We start from the raw sequence: 17,291 nt of genomic DNA, 5'->3' as shown, positions 1-17,291 counted from the left end.
CGCATGGTCAGATTTTATCAAACGGGGGTGCCAGCATGCCCGGCTGGCCGGGCGCTTCGGGCGCTTCGGGCGCTTCGGGCGCAAGCGCGGCGCGCAGCGTGGTCCACTGCAACCGCGCATCGGCGGCCGCGCGCAGCAACGCCGGCAGCACGTCGAGCACGACCGGTTCGCCGCGCGCATCGCGCGCCGCATGGCCGTCATGCACGAGCAGGATGTCGTGTGGCGCGAGGCCGTTCAGCAGGCGGCGCGTGACGGTGTCCGCGTCGTGCTCGCGCGTGTCGAAGCCGCGGCGCGTCCAGCTGGCGAGCTGCAGCCCGAGCTCGCAGAGCACCGGCTCGAGAAACGGATTGCGCAGGCCGGCCGGCGCGCGGAAGAAGCGCGGTCGCATGCCGGAGATCTCGGTCAGCGTCTGCTGCGCGGCGGCGATTTCGCGCCGCAGCGCGGCGGGCCCCGACAGCGAGAACGTATGCCGGTGCCGCTGGCTGTGGTTCTCGACCGCGTGGCCGCGCGCGATGATCGCTTCGATCCATTGCGGATGGCGTCGTGCGAGATCGCCGATGCAGAAGAACGTCGCGCGTGCATCGTAACGATCGAGCAGGTCGAGCACGCGCGGCGTGACGTCGGGGTCCGGGCCGTCGTCGATCGTCAGCGCGATCCGGCGGCCGGCACCGGCCGGCAGCCGCGTCCAGTTCGGCCCGAGCAATGCGCTGCGCGGCCACAGGCCGGCGGCCGTCAGCGCGAGATGCGAGGCGACCACGCCGCCGGCGGCCCACGGCCACGCGGCCGGCTGCGCGACGACGGCCGCGAGCGCGCCCGCATGCAGCGCGGCGGTGCCCGCGATCAGCGGCGTTGGCTTCCAGCGGCGCGCATCGCCGGGCTGCGGCGGTGAAACGGATGACGGCGCGTTCATGCGCGAGCTCCTGTCGGATCATGGGGACGGCCGTTCGCGGCCGCGACGCGCGGCGCGAGAATCGCCGCGAACGCCAGCGCGAGCATCGCGCCGGGGCCGACGGTCAGCCCGAAGGTTTCGAGCAGCGGCACGCGCGACAGCGCGAGCAGGCCGAAGCCGGCGACCGTCGCGAGGTTCGCGATCAGCAGCGATACGAGCGTGTACGGCGTGACCGGTTGCGCGTCGTCGCGCTTGCAGAAGAACAGCGCATAGTTCGAGCCGACCGCGACGATCAGCAGCATTCCGACGAGGTGCAGGATCGTCAGTTGCACGCCGGCGAGCGCGAAGCCGGCCGTCACCACGATCACGGCCGCGACGAGCGGCGCGAGCGCGCGCACGACGCGGCGCGGCGAGCGCAGCGCGATCAGCAGCAGCACGGCGATTGCCGCGAAACCCGCGAGCGACAGCCGGATGTCCTCGTGCACGTAGTTCACGTACAGGCGATCGGCCTCGGCCTTCATGTCGACGAACAGCGCGTCGGGTACGCCGGCGCGCGCGACGGCCGCGCGGATCGGCGCGACATCGAGTGCCGGCGCGGCGGCTGACGCAGTGCGCGTAGCGTCCGGCGCGCGCAGCGGCAGCATCGCGCTCCAGCGGCCCGCGCGCTCGGTCAGCAACGCGTCGACGGCGAGCGCCATCGACGTGCCGCGCAGGTCGGCGCGCGTGAGCAGCGGCGCGTGGCGCGCGGCTTCGACATCGGCGACGAACGGTGCGAACAACTCGGGCCTGACCGAGATCGGCTGGTTCGCGACGGCCGCGTGCATGCGGGCGGCGAGCGCCTCCGCGTCCGGCAGGCTCGCCTGGCGCGCGCGCTGCGCGGCGTCGCTCGGCAGATAGCGCGCGGGACTTTCGAAGCCCGCGAGCGCGCCGCGATCGACGAGCGGCTGCAATTGCGCGGCAACCTGTTCCGCGCGTTCGAGCGCGGCCTGTTCGGTCGGCGCGGAAATCACGACGAGGTAGCGCACGTCCGGTGCACCGACATCGGCGCGCAGGCGCGCGTCGAGTGCCTGCGCGCGGGCGGGAACGGGGCTGAGCGCCGCGAGCTCGCGGCTCCACAGAGATTCGCGATGCAGCACGAGCGTCGTGCACGCGGCGAGCACGAGCACGGCGAGCGGCCAGCGCAGCCGCGGCGCCGCGGCGGCCGCACGCGCGAGCACCGCGCCGATGCGCGACACGTCGCGAATCGCGACGTGCTCGCCGCGCAGGTGCGGCAGCACGTAGCGCGTGACGAGCGCGGCGGCCGTCAGCCCGACGATCGAATAGAGCCCGAGCTGCACGAGGCCCGGAAAGCCGGAGAACAGCATCGACGCGAAGCCGCACACGGACGTGAGCACGCCGAGCCGGATCGTCGGCCAGTATGCGGCGAGCCACGCGCGCATCGCGTCGGCGGGCCGCGCGGCGCCGCGCGAGCCGACTTGCGCCGATTGCACGAACAGGTAGATCGAATAGTCGACGGCCTCGCCGATCAGCGTCGTGCCGAAGCCGAGCGTCAGCCCGTGGACGGTGCCGAACGCGACGCTGACCGCCGCGATGCCGGCCGCGATGCCCGTCAGCACCGGCAGCAGCCCCAGCGCGAGCGTGCGCGGCGAGCGGTACAGCGTCAGCAGCAGCGCGACGATCAGCACGAGGCTCGCGGTCGACAGCCGCTCGACGTCGTGCCGGATCGTGTCGCGCGTATCGACCGAGAACACGCCGGGGCCGGTCATCGCGAGCGTGTACGCGGCCGGGTTCGGCAGCGTCTGCGTCGCGGCGGAGAACGCGCGGCGCACCGCGTCGATCGCGCGTGCCTGCGCGTCGGTGTCGGAGCCGGCGGCGGCCGTCTGCACGACGAGCACCGCGCGCGTGCCGTCGCGCGATGCCCACACGCCGTCGCGCACGGCGGGCTGCGCGCCGCTGTCGAGCTGGTCGACGAGCGCGGTCACTTCGCCGGTCGGGTCGTGCGGCAGCATCGCCTTCGCGACGAGGCCCGCCGACGAGCCCAGCAGGTCGAGGCTGTCGCCGAGCGCCTGGTGCAGGCCGTCCGCGCTGAAGCGTTGCGGCGTGACGGCCGGGCTCAGCAGGTAGCGATGATCGAACACGAACTGCTGGTCGCGCGCGTCGTTCACGGCCTCGCCGTTGTTGATCGCGGAGAATTGCCGGTCGGCGCGCAGCGTGCCGGCGACGCGCCGCGACAGCGCGGCGCGCGTGGCCGCATCGCCGCCGTCGATCGCGACGAGGATCAGCCGCGACACGATGCCGTCGCGCAGTTGCTCGACGAGCACGCGCTGCCCGGCGCTCGGCGCGCGCGGCAGGAACGCGGACAAATCGGCCGTGAAATTCGCGCGGGCGATCGCGATCGCGCATGCGACGAGCGCGAGCAGCCACACGAGCACCGCGCGTTGCCGCCAGGCGGGCAGGCGCCGGGTGACGGGAGCGGTCGGCCGGGTGCGTTCGTCCATCAGTTCGCCGGGACGGGTTGCAGGCGCATCGTCGAATGGTCGCCGTCGGCCTGCCGGATCGCGACGCTGCGCAACACGTCGCGCGTGCCGTCGAGCGTGATCGTGCTGACGACCTTCAGCATCCGCGAATCGAGCGGCGTGAGCGTCAGCGTCCAGTCGTCGCCACGGCCGGCGAGCGCGACCTTGTACACCTGCTCGAGCGCGTAGCGGTTGCCGGCGAGCGTCGCGCGGATGCTGTCGATGAAGGCGCCGAGCTCGGGGTAGCGCGCGAGCGCGAGCGTGAATTTGCGGTTGTTGCGCTCGACGGTGAGCATGTCGCCGTCGACGACGAGATGTTCGGGCTTCGGGCTCAGCGTGTGCTTCTCGAGATGGTCGGGCGCGACGAACACGAGCTCGCCCGACGATTCGAGCGGCTGCGCGGCGATCGACAGCGTCTTCGTCTCGGTGAACGTCGCACGCCCGGACTTGTGCTGCGCGAGCGTCGACATCAGCCGGTCGAGGGTCCATGCCGAACCGGTGTCGGCCGCCTGCGCGGGCAGCGCGAGCGCGACGGCCGCCGTGACGGCGAACAGGCGCGCGGCGCGGCGCGGCGCGAGCAGGAGCGACAGCGGCAACAGTGACAGGAAGCGGCGAACGGCGGTCATGCGTCGGAATCCCTCGGGGTGGGCAGCCCGGTGCACGCGCACGCATCGTCGCGGCGCGCGGCGGCGTCGCCGGTCTGCCAGAAATCGAAATAGTTAAACCAGTTGTACGGGGCCGCGCGGCAATACCGGTCGAGCAGCGCGACGTAGCGCGCGAGCGCCGCATCGACGGCCGCCGCGCGCGTGTCGCGGCGCACGTCGGAGAAATCGGCGAGCGTCTCGAAGTGCACGTCGTAGCGATTGCCGTCGCGATAGAGGCCGGTCATGAACAGCACCGGGCGCCGCAGCATCGCGGCCATGTAGAGCGGCCCGAGCGGGAACGCGGCCGGCGCGCCGAGCAGCGGCAGCCGCCGCATCGACGCGGCCGCGTCGTCGAGCAGCGTGCGGTCGGCGAGCATCCCGACCATGCAGTTCGCGTCGAGGCGCTCGCGCACCTTCAGCATCGAATCGACCTGCCCGAGCGGAATCACTTCCGGCTTCGCGGCCGGATTCACGGCGGCGAGCGTCGCGTTGATCTTGCGCGCGTTCTCTTCGAACATCGTGACGACGACGCGCAGGTCCGGCCGCGTGCGGCCGATCGCGCGCACGACTTCGAAGCTGCCGAGGTGCGCGCCCATCAGCACTGCGCCGCGCCCCCCGGCGAGCGCGTCATCGACCCGCGTTTCGCCGTGCAGCCGGATGTCGAACAGGTCGAAGCGGCCGTTCATCAGGTAGATGCGGTCGTGGATCGTCGCCGCGAACGTGAACACGTGCCGGTACACGTCGCGCCAGCGCGCCGGACGGCCGAGCACGCGGCGCAGGTAGTCGCGCGACGCCGCGCGGGCGACCGGCGAGAACAGCACGAAATAGGCCGCGATGGCGTGCAGCACGACGCGCGACGGCCGCCGGCCGAACCGCAGCGAGATCCAGGCCATCGCGCGCAGCAGCGCCGCGTTGCTGCGTTCCTGGCGCTCGGCCCATGCGGTGCGCTTCATGGCTGCGCGCCTTCCGGTGCGGCTGGCGGCGCGGACAGCACGCCGGTCGCGACGTCGCGCGTGCCGGCGCGCAGCGTGAAGCGGATTGCACCGCCTGCCGCCGCATCGAACGCGAGATCGAGCGGTTCGCCGGGCGCGACCGGGCTCAGGAATTTCGCGGAAGCGAGCCGCCACGTATCCAGCGGGCGGTTCAGCGATGCGCCGAGCGCGGCGATCGCGTGATCGAGCAGCACGACGCCCGGCACGATCGGATGACCGGGGAAATGACCGGGCAGCGCAGGGTGATCGGCGGGAATCGTGAACGCGAGCGGCGCATCCGTCTCGCTGCGATCGCGCACGTCGGCCGTGGCGGCGCGCGTGTGCCGTGCGACGAGCGCGGCGAGCACGTCGCGCGGCAGCTTGCCCGTTTCGTTGCGCGGCAACGTATCGACGAACACGAGCGGACGCGGCATGAACGCGGGATCGATCCGTTCGCGCAGCGCGCGCTGCAGATCGGCCGCGGCGAGCGTCGGGGCGACCACGAGCGCGACGAGGCGCGTGACCGGTTCGCGGGTCGCATCGGCGTGGGCCGGCGCGGCTTCGTCCGGCATGAAGAACACGCCGTCGACGACGCCGGCAATCGCGTTCAATTGATGATTCAGATAGGCGAGCGACGTGCGCTTGCCGGCGATGTTGACGAGGTCCGCCTTGCGGCCATGCAGCAGGAACCGGCCGTCGCCGAGCAGCTCGAGCGCGTCGCCCATCGGCACGGGGGCCTCGACGTGTCCGCCCGATACCCACATGGTCGGGCCACTGTCGTCGGCCGCGGCCTCGCCGTGCGACGCGTCATGCGCATCACGCGCATCGAGCCGGATGCCCGGGAACACTTGCCAGGTCGCGCCCTGCGACGTGCGGCGCGTCGCGATCTGCCCGGTCTCGGTGCTGCCGTAGATTTCGACGAGCGGCGCGCCGAGCGCGGCCTCGGCTTCGCACGCGAGTTTTTCCGACAGCGGCGCGGTGGCCGACAGCACGAGCGCGGCCGGCGGCAGCGCATGGCCGGCCGACAGCAGCGCGCGCAGGTGGATCGGCGACGTGACGAGCACGCGCGGCTGCGGGATCGCGTCGAGTTCGTCGCGAATGTCGCGCGGATAGAACGGCTGGCGATTGCTGAACGCGAGGCCGCCGATCAGCGCGAGCAACACCGTCGACTCGAAGCCGTACATGTGCTGCGCGGGCACGGTGCCGATCAGCGTGGCCGCGCGGCCGTCGAGCAGGCCGAGGCGGTCGGCCGCCGCGCGCACGCAGCCGACCAGGAAGCCCCAGGTCTTGCGGTGCGGCACCGGCGCGCCGGTCGAGCCGGAGGTGAACACGTACGCCATGATCCGCGCTGCGTCGATCCGCGGCACCATGCAGGGTGTGTCGTCGCGGAGGTCGCCGGCGGAGGCGTCCGGATACGCGAAGCGCGGCAGGTCGATCGTGCAGTCGGGCGCGTCGTGCAGGCAGAACGCGTCAGGTGCGAACGACGCGAGCTGGCGCACCATCTCCGGCGTATGCGTCGACGGCAGCAGGCTGATCCTGCCGGACACAAGCGCCGCGCACAGGCTGACCGCGAAGCGGTAGCGGTCGCGGCACACGTTGAACACGTGGCCGCCGGCGGGCAGCGCGGCGGCCACGCGCGCGACGTCGGCGACGAACGCGCGCACGGTGACGGGCGCGCCGTCGCGCCAGGCGATCGTCTGGTCCGGCGACGAATGGAATACCAGCGGGTGAGTCGGCATAAATCGGCTAGAGCGGGAAGCGGTGACCGGCGCGGCCGCGATGCGGCGCCGCGCCGGCCATGAATTCATCGTGACGGTTGCGTCGACGCGCGGTACGCGCGCACCGCGTCGACCATCCGCGCCCGAGCATCGTGCGGCAGCGCGAAGCGCCGGCACGCATGCTCGGCGGCGAACATCACGGCGACGAGCGGCAGCGACAGGTAGTTCGCGAACGTCGACCATGCGACGATCGGCGCGGTCGCGAACATCAGCGTCGACACGGCGGCGATCGCGACGAAGAACAGCGTCCACGCGAGCGTGATGCGCCGCGTGTAGCGCGCGACGGCTGGCGTGATCGTGCCGTGGATCATCGTCGCGAACCGCGTGCACAGCGGCACCTGGCCGGCCGCGAGCGTGCGGCCGAACAGCAGCGCCATCGCGAGGTTGAAGCTCACGTGTTCCAGATACAGCCCCCATTCGAAATGGCGCGCGAGCGGGATGCGCGCGGCCCACAGCGCGACGGCGGCCAGTACCCACGCCGGCACGAGCCACGCGCGCCGCGGCGAGCGCCATGCCGCACCGAGCGCGAGCAGCAGCGGCGGCACGAGCGCCATCGCGAGGCCGACGCCATGCGCGCCGGGCGTCGCGGCCGCGTAATGCGCGCCGATCTGGTACGCGGCCACCGCGGCGAGCGCGCCGACACCGCGCACGATCGCGAGCGGTGTGCTCATCGCGGCGCTCCCGGCGCGTGACGTGCGCACGCATCGCCGCCGGCGGCCGCGGCACGGCGGCGCACGGGCGGGCAAACGGCGGCGAGGCAAATGGACGGGCGCGGCATGGCTGCTGGAAACATCGGGCGTATCGTGAGGCCGGACGCGTTCGTCGGGCCGTCAAACATCATATGAATGGCGGCCGGGACGCTTGTCCGGGCCGGCTGTCGTGCCCGCCATTTTAGGGCCGCTGCGTGGCCGTTCGAGACCGGCGCGGCCGGGTTTTGTAACCGAATGTATGGCAGCGCACCGACGCTTTCGCGGCGGCGATCCATTTCCATCCGCAGCGGCTCAAGCGTCTGCTGCGATCGGGGCCCGAAACCGGCCGTGGCGCGGCCCTTCAGTCTGTAACCATTCACGGTATACGCACCGATACCCATCCACTAGAATCCGCGTAACTTTTACAAACGACCCCCAATAACGCAGGCGGGGAAGCCGGCAGACGCCGGAGGGACGGAGATTCGCGCGGGCTTCGCACGCGCCGGGCATGCATGACGGTTGCCGTTTCCGGGTGCCTCCCGCCGCCATGGGCCGCCTGCCCGCAAGCATGATGAACGCACTGGAACAAGAGCTCGCCACGCTGATCATCGGCGAACTGAATCTCGAAGACGTCCCGCTCGAAACGGTGACGGCCGGGACCCCGCTGTATGGCGAGGGCTTCGGGCTCGACTCCATCGACATCCTCGAAATCGCGCTGCTGATCTCGAAGAAATACGGCTTCGAGCTGCGCTCGGACAATCCGGACAACAAACAGATCTTCGCGACGCTCGGCGCGCTTGCCGCATACGTCGCCGCGCATCGCACGAAGTGACGGGCGCGCACGGCGCGGCACACGGATGATTACCGCACGCGGCGGCCGTCGCTGGACGACAGGCCGCCGCGTCGATCGAGGTGAAACGCGATGAACGGAGCAAGTCGATGCGGGCGCTCGTAACGGGCGGCAGCGGCGCACTCGGGCAGGCGATCTGCACGGCGCTCGCGCAGGCCGGTCACGAAGTCTGGGTGCACGCGAACCGGAATCTCGCGCAGGCGGAGGCCGTCGCGCAGCAGATCGTCGCGGCCGGCGGTACCGCGCATGCGATCGCGTTCGACGTGACCGATGGCGACGCGACGCTCGCCGCGCTCGCGCCGTTCGTCGACGACGCGCCGGTGCAGATCCTCGTCAACAACGCGGGCATTCACGACGACGCGCCGATGGCCGGCATGTCGCGCCGGCAATGGCACAGCGTGATCGACGTGACGCTCAACGGTTTTTTCAACGTCACGCAGCCGCTGTTGCTGCCGATGATCCGCACGCGGCGCGGACGGATCATCAACATCGCGTCGGTCGCGGGCGTGACCGGCAACCGCGGGCAGGTCAACTACGCGGCCGCGAAGGCGGGGCTGATCGGCGCGACGAAGTCGCTGTCGCTGGAGCTTGCGTCGCGCGGCATCACGGTGAACGCGGTCGCGCCCGGCATCATCGAATCGCCGATGGCCGACCTTGCGTTTCCCGCCGAACGGATCAAGCAGCTCGTGCCGGCGCAACGCGCGGGCCGGCCCGACGAAGTCGCGGCGATGGTCGCGTATCTGGTATCCGATGCGGCCGCCTATGTGACGGGGCAGGTGCTGTCCGTCAACGGCGGGCTCGCATGACGACGCGCGCGGCGTCGGCTTGACGCGAAGCAACGGCGCGCAACGCGGCGCGTGGCCCCCATGCCGCGAGCCCGCGCCGCATAGTGAGGAAATCGAAGTGTCAGTGCATCCAGTCGACGCCGAACGGCAAGCATGTTCCCTGTCGTCCGCCCCGAACGCGGTCGCGCCCGGACACACGGCAGCCGCGCCTGCCGCATCACGAGCGGGCATCCCGCCCGCGGCGAACGGCGGCAGCCGTGCGCTGCGGCTCGCCCGGATCGATCACGCACGGCTGGCCGCGCTGCTGCACGATGCGCACCAGCGCGGCGACGCATTCGAGCACCTGTTTCCCGGCGCGCTGGGCGTGGTATGCATCGGCGCGGCCGGATCGCCGGCCGATGCGATGGCACGCATGCTCGCCGTCGCCGCGCCCGAGCTGCCGCTCGCACCGGTGCCGATGACGCTGCTCGATGCCGGCGGCCACGCACACGGCGACGCGGTCTGCGAAATCTGGCAGTGCGACGCGCCCGACTTGCGCAGCGCGCGACGCGGCGCGCTGCAATATCGCTACAGCGAAACCGCGGGGCTAGTGTTCGGCAGCATCGTCGTGCAGGAAACGCAGGAAGCGATCGATATGGCGGATCGCGACGGCGGCACGCCGCTCGAACGTGCGACATACGATGCGTACCGCGCGCTGTTCGACGTGCTCGATACGCTCGGTCTGCCGCATCCGCTGCGGATCTGGAACACGGTGCCGGCGATCAATGCGCAGCAGTTCGGGATCGAACGCTATCGTCAGTTCAATATCGGCAGGCAACGCGCGTTCGACGCGTGCCGCCGCGCGCTGACAGGCGGTGTGCCGGCTGCCTGCGCGCTCGGTTCGGTCGTGCCGGTCGCGGGCGACACGCCGCCGGCCGCGCCGCTCGCGATCCATTTCATCGCGAGCCGCACGCCGGCCGATCCGGTCGAGAACCCGCGCCAGGTCAGCGCGTATCACTACCCGGCAGAGTACGGCCCGCGTGCGCCGACGTTCGCGCGCGCGGCCGCATGGACCGACGGCGCTGCGGCACCGCTGCTGTTCGTATCGGGCACCGCCAGCATCGTCGGGCACCGCACGCTGCATCGCGGCGACGTCGTCGCGCAAACGCGCGAGACGATCGCGAACCTGGCGGCCGTGCTCGAGCAGGCGGCGCGGCAGGGGCACGGCCCGTTCACGCTCGCGGACCTGAGCTATCGCGTCTACGTGCGCGACGCCGGCGACACCGCGGCGCTCGCCGCGATCGAACGCGCGCTGCGCGATGCGGCCGGCGCCGACGTGCGCGCGCTGTTCGTCCACGCGCACGTGTGCCGCGACGATCTGCTGGTCGAGATCGACGCGAGCGCCGGCCATCCGCTGGAGCAACTGTCGTGAAGCGGGCGGGCCTGTCGCTGCGCGAACCGTCGCCGCATGCGGGCGACGTCGAGGAAGCCTGTCGGCGCGCGCCGCCAGGTCATACACTTTTGTCAGGATCATCGTCTTCGCAATCGGCCGTTCCCATGTCCAAGCTGCACGCGTCGTCCACCCATCTCGTGTTGATTCCGAGCTACAACCCGGGCCTCAAGGTCGACACGACCGTGCGCAACGCCCGTGCGCAGTGGAACCCGGTGTGGGTCGTCGTCGACGGCAGCACCGACGGCAGCGCCGAGCGGCTGCAGGCGATGGCCGAGCGCGATCCGGGGCTGCGCGTGATCGTGCTGCCGGAGAACCGCGGCAAGGGCGCGGCGGTGCTGGCCGGCCTCGACGCGGCGGCCGCGAGCGGCTTCACGCACGTGCTGACGATGGATTCCGACGGCCAGCATCCGGCCGAGCTGATTCCCGAATTCATGGCCGCATCGCAGGCGAGCCCGGACGCGATGGTGCTCGGCCTGCCGAAGTTCGACGCGAGCGCGCCGCAGCTGCGCGTGCAGGGCCGGCGGCTGTCGAACGGCTGGGCTGACCTCGAGACGCTGTGGGCCGGAATCGGCGATTCGCTGTACGGCTTTCGCGTGTATCCGGTCGCGCCGCTCGCCGCGATCATGCATCGGCAGCCATGGATGCGCGGCTTCGACTTCGATCCGGAAGCGGCCGTGCGGCTGTGCTGGGCCGGCGTGCGGCCGATCCGCATCGAGGCGCCGGTGCGCTACTTCGGCGCGCACGAGGGCGGCGTGTCGCATTTCCACTACGGTCGCGACAACGCGCTGCTCGCGTGGATGCACCTGCGGCTGTTCGCCGGTTTCGTGCTGCGGCTGCCGCTGCTGGCCGCGCGGCGGCTGATGCGGCGGCCGCGTTCGGCGTTCAGCCGGTCGCCCGGCCGCGGCGATTGACTGCGGTTCGTCATCAATCCGCCGAGAAAGCGCGCCGTTCATTCCGGATCGACCGGTCATCAATCTGTCATTCGATGTAAACATCTGGTAATTTTCTGCCGGATTATGCAAAATCGCCGCTCCCAACTACAACTACCGAGGGATCCGGGATGCATATCAAGAAAGCAGCGGCAGCATGTGGCATGGCGTTCCTGTTGAGCGCATGCGGCGGCGTGCAGAATCTCGACGCGAACAGCCTCACGTCGGCGGGGACCAACCTGTACAAGGCGGCGACGCTGTCGGACAGCGACATCGCGGCACTGTCGAACGACTCGTGCAAGTCGAGCGACGCCGAATCGAAGATCGCCGCGCCGAACAGCGCGTACGCGAAGCGTCTGACGAAGGTGATGAAGGGCTTCGGCGACATGACGCTGAACGGCCAGAAGATCAACTACAAGGTCTACATGACCAAGGACGTCAACGCTTGGGCGATGGGCAACGGCTGCGTGCGCGTGTACAGCGGCCTGATGGACATGATGAACGACGACGAACTGCGCGGCGTGATCGGTCATGAAATGGGCCACGTCGCACTGGGTCACTCGAAGAAGGCGATGCAGACCGCCTACGCGGTCAGCGCGGCGCGCACCGCGGCCGGCGCGGCATCGCCGGGCGTCGCGACCCTGACGAGCTCGCAGCTCGGCGACATCACCGAGAAGTTCATCAACGCGCAGTTCTCGCAGACGCAGGAAAGCGCGGCCGACGACTACTCGTTCGACCTGATGAAGCAAAAGAGCATGAACCAGAAGGGCCTCGTCACCGCGTTCCAGAAACTCGCGCAACTCGATGGCGGCAAGAGCTCGATGATGAGCTCGCACCCGTCGTCGTCGAGCCGTGCGCAGCACATCCAGGATCGCATCGCGAAGGGCAGCTGATCGCCGATCGCGGCGCCGGCTTCGTCCGGCGCCCGGGATGAACCAAACCCCACGCTTTTTCGGGCGTGGGGTTTTGTTTTTGGAGGCCCGGAAAGCGGCCGCGCCGCGTGCTTACGGCACCATTCCCGGCAACACGTAGGCCTGCACCAGCGTGATCAGGCCGACGATCACCGCGAACAGTAGGCTGTGGCGCACCGTGAAGCGGAACAGATCGGACTCCTTGCCGACGAGGCCGGTCGCCGCGCATGCCACCGCGATCGACTGCGGCGAGATCATCTTCGCGGTCACGCCGCCCGTCGTGTTCGCGGCGACCGCGAGCGTCTCTGGCACGCCGAGCTGGTGCGCGGTCGCCTGCTGCAGCGAGCAGAACAGCGCGTTGGACGACGTGTCCGAGCCGGTCAGGAACACGCCGAGCCAGCCGAGGAACGGCGAGAAGAACGGGAACGCGGCGCCGGTGCCGGCCAGCATCAACGCGAGCGTCGACGACATCCCCGAGTAATTCGCGACGAACGCGAACGCGAGCACGAGGCCGATCGACAGGATCGGGCGCGTGAGTTCCTTCAGCGTCTCGCCGAACGTGACGAGCGCGTCGCGCGGCTTCATCCGCAGCAGCGCCATCGAGATCAGCGCGGTCACGAGGATCGCGCTGCCCACCGCCGACACGAGGTCGAGCTTCAGCACTGCGTCGAGTGCCTTCGGCGTCGCGGCGATCGGCGCGGTCTTCACGACGAGCTGGTCGAGCCCGGCCACATGGAACTTCAGGACGGTCGACGCGAGCGCGCCGTGCGCGGCGAACAGCGCCTTGAACGGCGCGATGCTCCACACGGTGACGACGGCCGTCAGGATCAGGAACGGCGACCACGCGCGCACGGTCTGCGCGAGCGAGTACGGCGACGCCTGGCGGCTTGCGCCCGAACCGTTGCCGCCCGCGCCGAACCCCGCGAGCGCCGCGCCGCCGCCGGACGCGACGACGCCGCCTGCCGTCTGCTTCGCGCTGCTCGGCTGCCACACCTTCAGGAACACGGCCAGCGACACGAGGCTGACGAGCGACGACGTGATGTCCGGCAGCTCGGGCCCGATGTGATTCGACGTGAAGTACTGCGTGATCGCGAAGCTGCCGCCCGCGACGAGCGCGGCCGGCCAGGTCTGCCGCACGCCGCGCAGCCCGTCCATCATGAACACGAGCCAGAACGGCACCGCCAGCGACAGCAGCGGCAGCTGCCGGCCGGCCATCGCGCCGATGTGGAGCGGGTCGATGCCCGTCACCTGCCCGGCGACGATGATCGGGATGCCCATCGCGCCGAACGCGACCGGCGCGGTGTTCGCGATCAGGCACAGTCCCGCCGCGTGCAGCGGCTTGAAGCCGAGGCCGACGAGCAGCGCGGCCGTGATCGCGACGGGCGCGCCGAAGCCGGCGGCGCCTTCGAGGAACGCGCCGAACGAGAAGCCGATCAGCAGCATCTGCAGCCGCTGGTCGTCGGTGATCGACAGCACCGATGCGCGGATGATGTCGAACTGGCCGGTCTTCACGACGATCTTGTACAGGAACACGGCCGCGACGATGATCCACGCGATCGGCCACAGGCCGTACGCGAAGCCGAAGCCGGCCGCCGCGAGCGCCTGCGGCACGGGCATCCCGTACGCGAGAATCGCGACGCCGAGCGACAGCAGCAGCGTGATCGCGGCGGCCACGTGCCCCTTCATCCGCAAGGCGGCTAGCGCGATGAAAAAGAAGATGATCGGAATTGCGGCGACGAACGCCGACAGCCCGAGGCTGCCGAGCGGCGTGTAGATCTGATGCCAAACCTGCATGGTTGTCTCCTCCATGGATTTATCGGGGTACGGGTTTGAAAGCGGGGTGTTCTATTCGGGCTGGCCGCGCGCGCGCAGCAGGTCGGACAGGCTGCGCGGCGCCGGCTCGAGCGGCGTGCGGTGCTGCGTCCAGCCCATCTGCTTCGCGGGCGTGAGCGCGCGCAGCCGCGTCGCGGTCCAGCGGAACGCGCGATACGCGCGCGGATGCGCGAACGCGCCCGACCAGAAGCGCCACACGAGGTCTTCCGCGCGGTTGTAGTTCGCACCCTGGCCGCGCAGCGGATGCGCGACGGGTTCGTCGGGCTTGCGGTTCGCCTCGGTGCGCAGCCGCACCAGCAGCTGCGGGATCGGAATCCGGACCGGGCACACCTCGCCGCATGCGCCGCACAGCGTCGACGCGGTCGGCAGGTCGGCCGTCGCGTCGAGGCCGAGCAGGTGCGGCGAGATGATCTTGCCGATCGGGCCGGGATAGGTCGTGCCGTACGCATGGCCGCCGATGCGCGTATAGACGGGGCAATGGTTCATGCACGCGCCGCAGCGGATGCACTGCAGCGTCGCGCGCAGCTGTTCGTCCGCGTAGGCCTGCGTGCGGCCGTTGTCGAGCAGCACGAGATGCAGCTCGCGCGGGCCGTCGCGTTCGCCTTCGCGGCGCGGGCCCGAGATCAGGTTGAAGTAGGTCGTGATCGCCTGGCCGGTGGCCGAACGCGTCAGCAGGCTCGACAGCGGCACGATGTGCTCGAGCTTCTCGACGACCTTCTCGATCCCCATGATCGCGACGTGCGTATCGGGCACGGTGGTCGACAGCCGGCCGTTGCCCTCGTTTTCGACGAGCCACAGCGTGCCCGTGTCGGCCGCCGCGAAGTTCACGCCGGACAGGCCGATGTCGGCTTCCGCGAACGCGCGGCGCAGCGCGCGCCGGCCGGTCTGGATCAGCTCGTCGACGTCCTCCGTGTAGCGCGTGCCGGGGATGTGCCGCTCGAACAGCTCGGCGATGTCGCCGCGCGTCTTGTGGATCGCCGGCATCACGATGTGCGACGGCTTCTCGCCCGCGAGCTGCACGATGAACTCGCCCATGTCGGACTCGATGCAGTCGACGCCGTGCTCCGCGAGGTAATGGTTCAGCTCGATTTCCTCGCTCGCCATCGACTTGCCCTTGATCACGCGGCGCGCATGGTTCGCCTGCGCGATGCCGAGCACGATCGCGTTCGCGTCGGCGGCGGTCTCCGCCCAGTGCACCTGCACGCCGGCGGCGGTGAGCTTTGCCTCCAACTGTTCGAGCAGCGCCGGCAGTTGCGCGAGCGCGTGCTGCCGCACGGCTTCGCCGAGATCGCGCAGCTGCTGCAGCTCGGTGTCGTCGGGGAACTGGGACGTACGCTTGCCCTGCAGGAAGTCCATCGCGCCGCGAAAGCTTTGGCGCAGCGCGGGATCGTCGAGCGCGGCGCGCGCACGGGCCTTGAAGTCGCCGGGGGCGACGAATTGCAGCGGTTGGTCGCTCATCGCGGCAGCTCCTGGCAGGCGGTTGCGGCCGGTTCGGCGGCCGGCCCGGTGACGATCACGACCCAGAGGTTGCGCGGGCCGTGGGCGCCGTACGCGAGGGTCTGCTGGATATCGGATGTCTTCGACGGGCCCGACACCAGTACGACGTTGGTCGGCATGCCGGCGTGCCAGCGCTCCGCGTGCACGGCCGCGTGAAGGTCGGCATGCAGCGTGTTCGCGTGGACGAGCGCGACGTGCAGCGGCGGCACCAGCGACACCGTGCGCGGCGTGCCGGCATCGGGCGCGAGCACCACGGTGCCGGTCGCCGCGATGCCCGAGCGCGCAACGGTGAAGCCCGCGTCGATCGTGTCGAACAGCTCGGCTTTCCACGCGTCGATCGGCCGGTCGAACGGCACCGGCGCGACCGCGTCGGGCAGCGCCCGTGCGAGCGCCGCAGATTCGGCGCGGGTCGGGTCCAGCAGCAGGCGGCGCACGCCCGCGTCGGCCAGACGTGCGGCAAGCTGCGCGGGCCACGCGTCGGCGCTCGCGCACCAGACGTCGGCATGCGACGCGGCGAGCGCGGCCTGCATCGTCTGCGCGAGTACAAGCGGGTCGGGTGCGGCGGGCGCGCGCCGTGCGGCGTAATGTGTGTCGATGCGCGCATCGAGCGCCGGCGCGGCGTTCGCGGCGACGCTGGGCGCGGCGGCGCGCAGGCGCGCGAGGATCGCGTCGCGCGCGCTCATTGCGAATCCCCGCGCAGCGAGCCGGCACCTGCCGTGCGGCGCCACAGGAAGCTCGCGAGATGCTCGACGGGCAGGGGAGCGCCAGCCTTTTCGGCCGCATGACCGATGTTCAGCAGGCAGCCGCAGTCCGCCGACACGAGGCGCTCGCAACCCGTCGCGCAGGCCGATGCGACCTTGTCGCTCACCATCGCGCCGGAGATGTCGGGATGTTTCAGCGAGAACGTGCCGCCGAAGCCGCAGCATTCCGACTCGCGTTCATGTTCGATGCGCGTGACGCCCGGCAGCGCGTCGACGAGCGCGACGCCGTGCACGCGGGTGCCCATCTCGCGGCGGGCCGCGCACGACGTGTGCAGCACCACGCGTTCGTCCGGGCCGGCATTCGCGGTGACGGCATCGAGCCGCACGTGGAGCACATGGACGAGGAATTCGGCGAGTTCGTAGGTGCGCTCCGCGATCGCGCGGGCCTTCGGGCCGTGCACGGGATCGTCGGCGAACAGCGCGGGCCAATGGTGCCGGATCATGCCCGCGCACGAGCCGGACGGCACGATCACCGGCCAGGGCTCGGCGAACAGGTCGAGCTGCGCGGCCGCGACACGGCGCGCCTCGTCGGGATTGCCGCTGCTGTACGCAGGCTGCCCGCAGCAGCTCTGGCCGCGCGGATAGTGGACGGTCAAGCCTTCGCGTTCCAGCAGGCGCACCGTGTCGAGCCCGGCTTCGGGGACGAACAGGTCGACCAGGCAGGTCGCGAACAGGTAGACGTGCGCGGGGGCGGCGGTGGGGTAGTGCCTTTCGTTCATGTCTCGCTCCAGGTGCGGCGGCCCGGCATGCGCATGCGGGACGACGATTTCGCTTTCGCTGCATAATTCCCGCGACGGCGCCGAAGC

15 protein-coding genes are annotated in these 17,291 nt (G+C 70.8%); 5 read left to right on the top strand and 10 right to left on the bottom strand.

Annotated elements, in window-relative coordinates:
- Positions 1 to 7: 7 nt before the first annotated feature.
- The 6 genes from BAMB_RS14230 to BAMB_RS14205 all read right to left on the bottom strand — a co-directional run bounded on the left by BAMB_RS14230 (position 8) and on the right by BAMB_RS14205 (position 7,469).
- Positions 8 to 910, bottom strand: a complete 903-nt coding sequence (locus tag BAMB_RS14230; RefSeq protein ID WP_011657931.1) for a polysaccharide deacetylase family protein — start codon at positions 908 to 910, stop codon at positions 8 to 10.
- Positions 907 to 3,387: an MMPL family transporter gene (locus BAMB_RS14225; protein ID WP_011657930.1), complete on the bottom strand. Its 2,481-nt coding sequence runs from the start codon at positions 3,385 to 3,387 to the stop codon at positions 907 to 909. Before BAMB_RS14225 ends, BAMB_RS14230 begins: the two co-directional genes overlap by 4 nt.
- Positions 3,387 to 4,031 carry an outer membrane lipoprotein carrier protein LolA gene (locus BAMB_RS14220; RefSeq protein ID WP_011657929.1) on the bottom strand — a complete coding sequence of 215 codons (645 nt, stop codon included), beginning with the start codon at positions 4,029 to 4,031 and terminating at the stop codon, positions 3,387 to 3,389. The genes BAMB_RS14225 and BAMB_RS14220 overlap by 1 nt, the downstream gene beginning before the upstream one ends.
- Positions 4,028 to 5,002, bottom strand: a complete 975-nt coding sequence (locus BAMB_RS14215; protein WP_011657928.1) for an LpxL/LpxP family acyltransferase — start codon at positions 5,000 to 5,002, stop codon at positions 4,028 to 4,030. The genes BAMB_RS14220 and BAMB_RS14215 overlap by 4 nt, the downstream gene beginning before the upstream one ends.
- On the bottom strand, positions 4,999 to 6,759 hold the full coding sequence (locus BAMB_RS14210) for an AMP-binding protein (RefSeq protein ID WP_041491274.1): 1,761 nt from the start codon (positions 6,757 to 6,759) through the stop codon (positions 4,999 to 5,001). The genes BAMB_RS14215 and BAMB_RS14210 overlap by 4 nt, the downstream gene beginning before the upstream one ends.
- Positions 6,760 to 6,824: 65 nt before the next feature.
- On the bottom strand, positions 6,825 to 7,469 hold the full coding sequence (locus BAMB_RS14205; protein ID WP_011657926.1) for a COG4648 family protein: 645 nt from the start codon (positions 7,467 to 7,469) through the stop codon (positions 6,825 to 6,827).
- A gap of 565 nt (positions 7,470 to 8,034) precedes the next feature.
- Here BAMB_RS14205 and BAMB_RS14200 point away from each other — a divergent pair.
- The 5 genes from BAMB_RS14200 (at position 8,035) to loiP (ending at position 12,376) form a co-directional block, all read left to right on the top strand.
- Positions 8,035 to 8,319, top strand: a complete 285-nt coding sequence (locus BAMB_RS14200; protein ID WP_006755109.1) for a phosphopantetheine-binding protein — start codon at positions 8,035 to 8,037, stop codon at positions 8,317 to 8,319.
- Between the two features lie 107 nt (positions 8,320 to 8,426).
- The gene (fabG, locus tag BAMB_RS14195) at positions 8,427 to 9,143 is read left to right on the top strand and encodes a 3-oxoacyl-ACP reductase FabG (protein WP_011657925.1); all 717 of its coding nucleotides are present in this window, start codon (positions 8,427 to 8,429) and stop codon (positions 9,141 to 9,143) included.
- A gap of 97 nt (positions 9,144 to 9,240) precedes the next feature.
- Positions 9,241 to 10,533: a chorismate transformation FkbO/Hyg5 family protein gene (locus BAMB_RS14190; protein WP_011657924.1), complete on the top strand. Its 1,293-nt coding sequence runs from the start codon at positions 9,241 to 9,243 to the stop codon at positions 10,531 to 10,533.
- Positions 10,534 to 10,658: 125 nt separating this feature from the next.
- Positions 10,659 to 11,465, top strand: coding sequence for a glycosyltransferase family 2 protein (locus BAMB_RS14185; protein WP_011657923.1), 807 nt, complete (start codon positions 10,659 to 10,661; stop codon positions 11,463 to 11,465).
- Positions 11,466 to 11,614: 149 nt separating this feature from the next.
- Positions 11,615 to 12,376 carry a metalloprotease LoiP gene (gene loiP, locus BAMB_RS14180; RefSeq protein ID WP_011657922.1) on the top strand — a complete coding sequence of 254 codons (762 nt, stop codon included), beginning with the start codon at positions 11,615 to 11,617 and terminating at the stop codon, positions 12,374 to 12,376.
- Positions 12,377 to 12,487: 111 nt separating this feature from the next.
- On the opposite strand, the gene BAMB_RS14175 is transcribed toward loiP, so the two are convergent.
- Genes BAMB_RS14175 through BAMB_RS14160 form a run of 4 tightly spaced genes read right to left on the bottom strand, consistent with a single transcriptional unit; the run spans position 12,488 to position 17,204 of the window.
- Positions 12,488 to 14,188: a lactate permease LctP family transporter gene (locus BAMB_RS14175; protein WP_011657921.1), complete on the bottom strand. Its 1,701-nt coding sequence runs from the start codon at positions 14,186 to 14,188 to the stop codon at positions 12,488 to 12,490.
- Positions 14,189 to 14,239: 51 nt separating this feature from the next.
- Positions 14,240 to 15,685 carry a LutB/LldF family L-lactate oxidation iron-sulfur protein gene (locus BAMB_RS14170; RefSeq protein ID WP_011657920.1) on the bottom strand — a complete coding sequence of 482 codons (1,446 nt, stop codon included), beginning with the start codon at positions 15,683 to 15,685 and terminating at the stop codon, positions 14,240 to 14,242.
- Positions 15,682 to 16,407 (bottom strand): LutC/YkgG family protein, encoded by a 726-nt coding sequence (locus BAMB_RS14165; protein WP_011657919.1) that lies wholly within the window; start codon positions 16,405 to 16,407, stop codon positions 15,682 to 15,684. Before BAMB_RS14165 ends, BAMB_RS14170 begins: the two co-directional genes overlap by 4 nt.
- A complete protein-coding gene (locus BAMB_RS14160; RefSeq protein ID WP_011657918.1) occupies positions 16,404 to 17,204 on the bottom strand; it encodes a (Fe-S)-binding protein in 801 nt (266 codons plus the stop codon). Before BAMB_RS14160 ends, BAMB_RS14165 begins: the two co-directional genes overlap by 4 nt.
- Positions 17,205 to 17,291: the final 87 nt, after the last annotated feature.

The sequence above is a fragment of the Burkholderia ambifaria AMMD genome (assembly GCF_000203915.1).
GTDB classification, from domain to species: domain Bacteria; phylum Pseudomonadota; class Gammaproteobacteria; order Burkholderiales; family Burkholderiaceae; genus Burkholderia; species Burkholderia ambifaria.
The sequence above is the reverse complement of the archived record's forward strand: the minus strand, read 5'-3'. Positions and strand labels throughout refer to the sequence as shown.

Excerpts from the sequence above, each read along its gene's own strand:
- BAMB_RS14185 (WP_011657923.1), top strand. The coding sequence starts at position 10,659 with ATGTCCAAGCTGCACGCGTCGTCCACCCATCTCGTGTTGATTCCGAGC.
- loiP (WP_011657922.1), top strand. The coding sequence starts at position 11,615 with ATGCATATCAAGAAAGCAGCGGCAGCATGTGGCATGGCGTTCCTGTTG.
- BAMB_RS14230 (WP_011657931.1), bottom strand. The coding sequence starts at position 910 with ATGAACGCGCCGTCATCCGTTTCACCGCCGCAGCCCGGCGATGCGCGC.
- BAMB_RS14175 (WP_011657921.1), bottom strand. The coding sequence starts at position 14,188 with ATGCAGGTTTGGCATCAGATCTACACGCCGCTCGGCAGCCTCGGGCTG.
- BAMB_RS14165 (WP_011657919.1), bottom strand. The coding sequence starts at position 16,407 with ATGAGCGCGCGCGACGCGATCCTCGCGCGCCTGCGCGCCGCCGCGCCC.
- BAMB_RS14210 (WP_041491274.1), bottom strand. The coding sequence starts at position 6,759 with ATGCCGACTCACCCGCTGGTATTCCATTCGTCGCCGGACCAGACGATC.
- BAMB_RS14215 (WP_011657928.1), bottom strand. The coding sequence starts at position 5,002 with ATGAAGCGCACCGCATGGGCCGAGCGCCAGGAACGCAGCAACGCGGCG.
- fabG (WP_011657925.1), top strand. The coding sequence starts at position 8,427 with ATGCGGGCGCTCGTAACGGGCGGCAGCGGCGCACTCGGGCAGGCGATC.
- BAMB_RS14205 (WP_011657926.1), bottom strand. The coding sequence starts at position 7,469 with ATGAGCACACCGCTCGCGATCGTGCGCGGTGTCGGCGCGCTCGCCGCG.
- BAMB_RS14160 (WP_011657918.1), bottom strand. The coding sequence starts at position 17,204 with ATGAACGAAAGGCACTACCCCACCGCCGCCCCCGCGCACGTCTACCTG.
- BAMB_RS14170 (WP_011657920.1), bottom strand. The coding sequence starts at position 15,685 with ATGAGCGACCAACCGCTGCAATTCGTCGCCCCCGGCGACTTCAAGGCC.
- BAMB_RS14220 (WP_011657929.1), bottom strand. The coding sequence starts at position 4,031 with ATGACCGCCGTTCGCCGCTTCCTGTCACTGTTGCCGCTGTCGCTCCTG.
- BAMB_RS14225 (WP_011657930.1), bottom strand. The coding sequence starts at position 3,387 with ATGGACGAACGCACCCGGCCGACCGCTCCCGTCACCCGGCGCCTGCCC.
- BAMB_RS14200 (WP_006755109.1), top strand. The coding sequence starts at position 8,035 with ATGGGCCGCCTGCCCGCAAGCATGATGAACGCACTGGAACAAGAGCTC.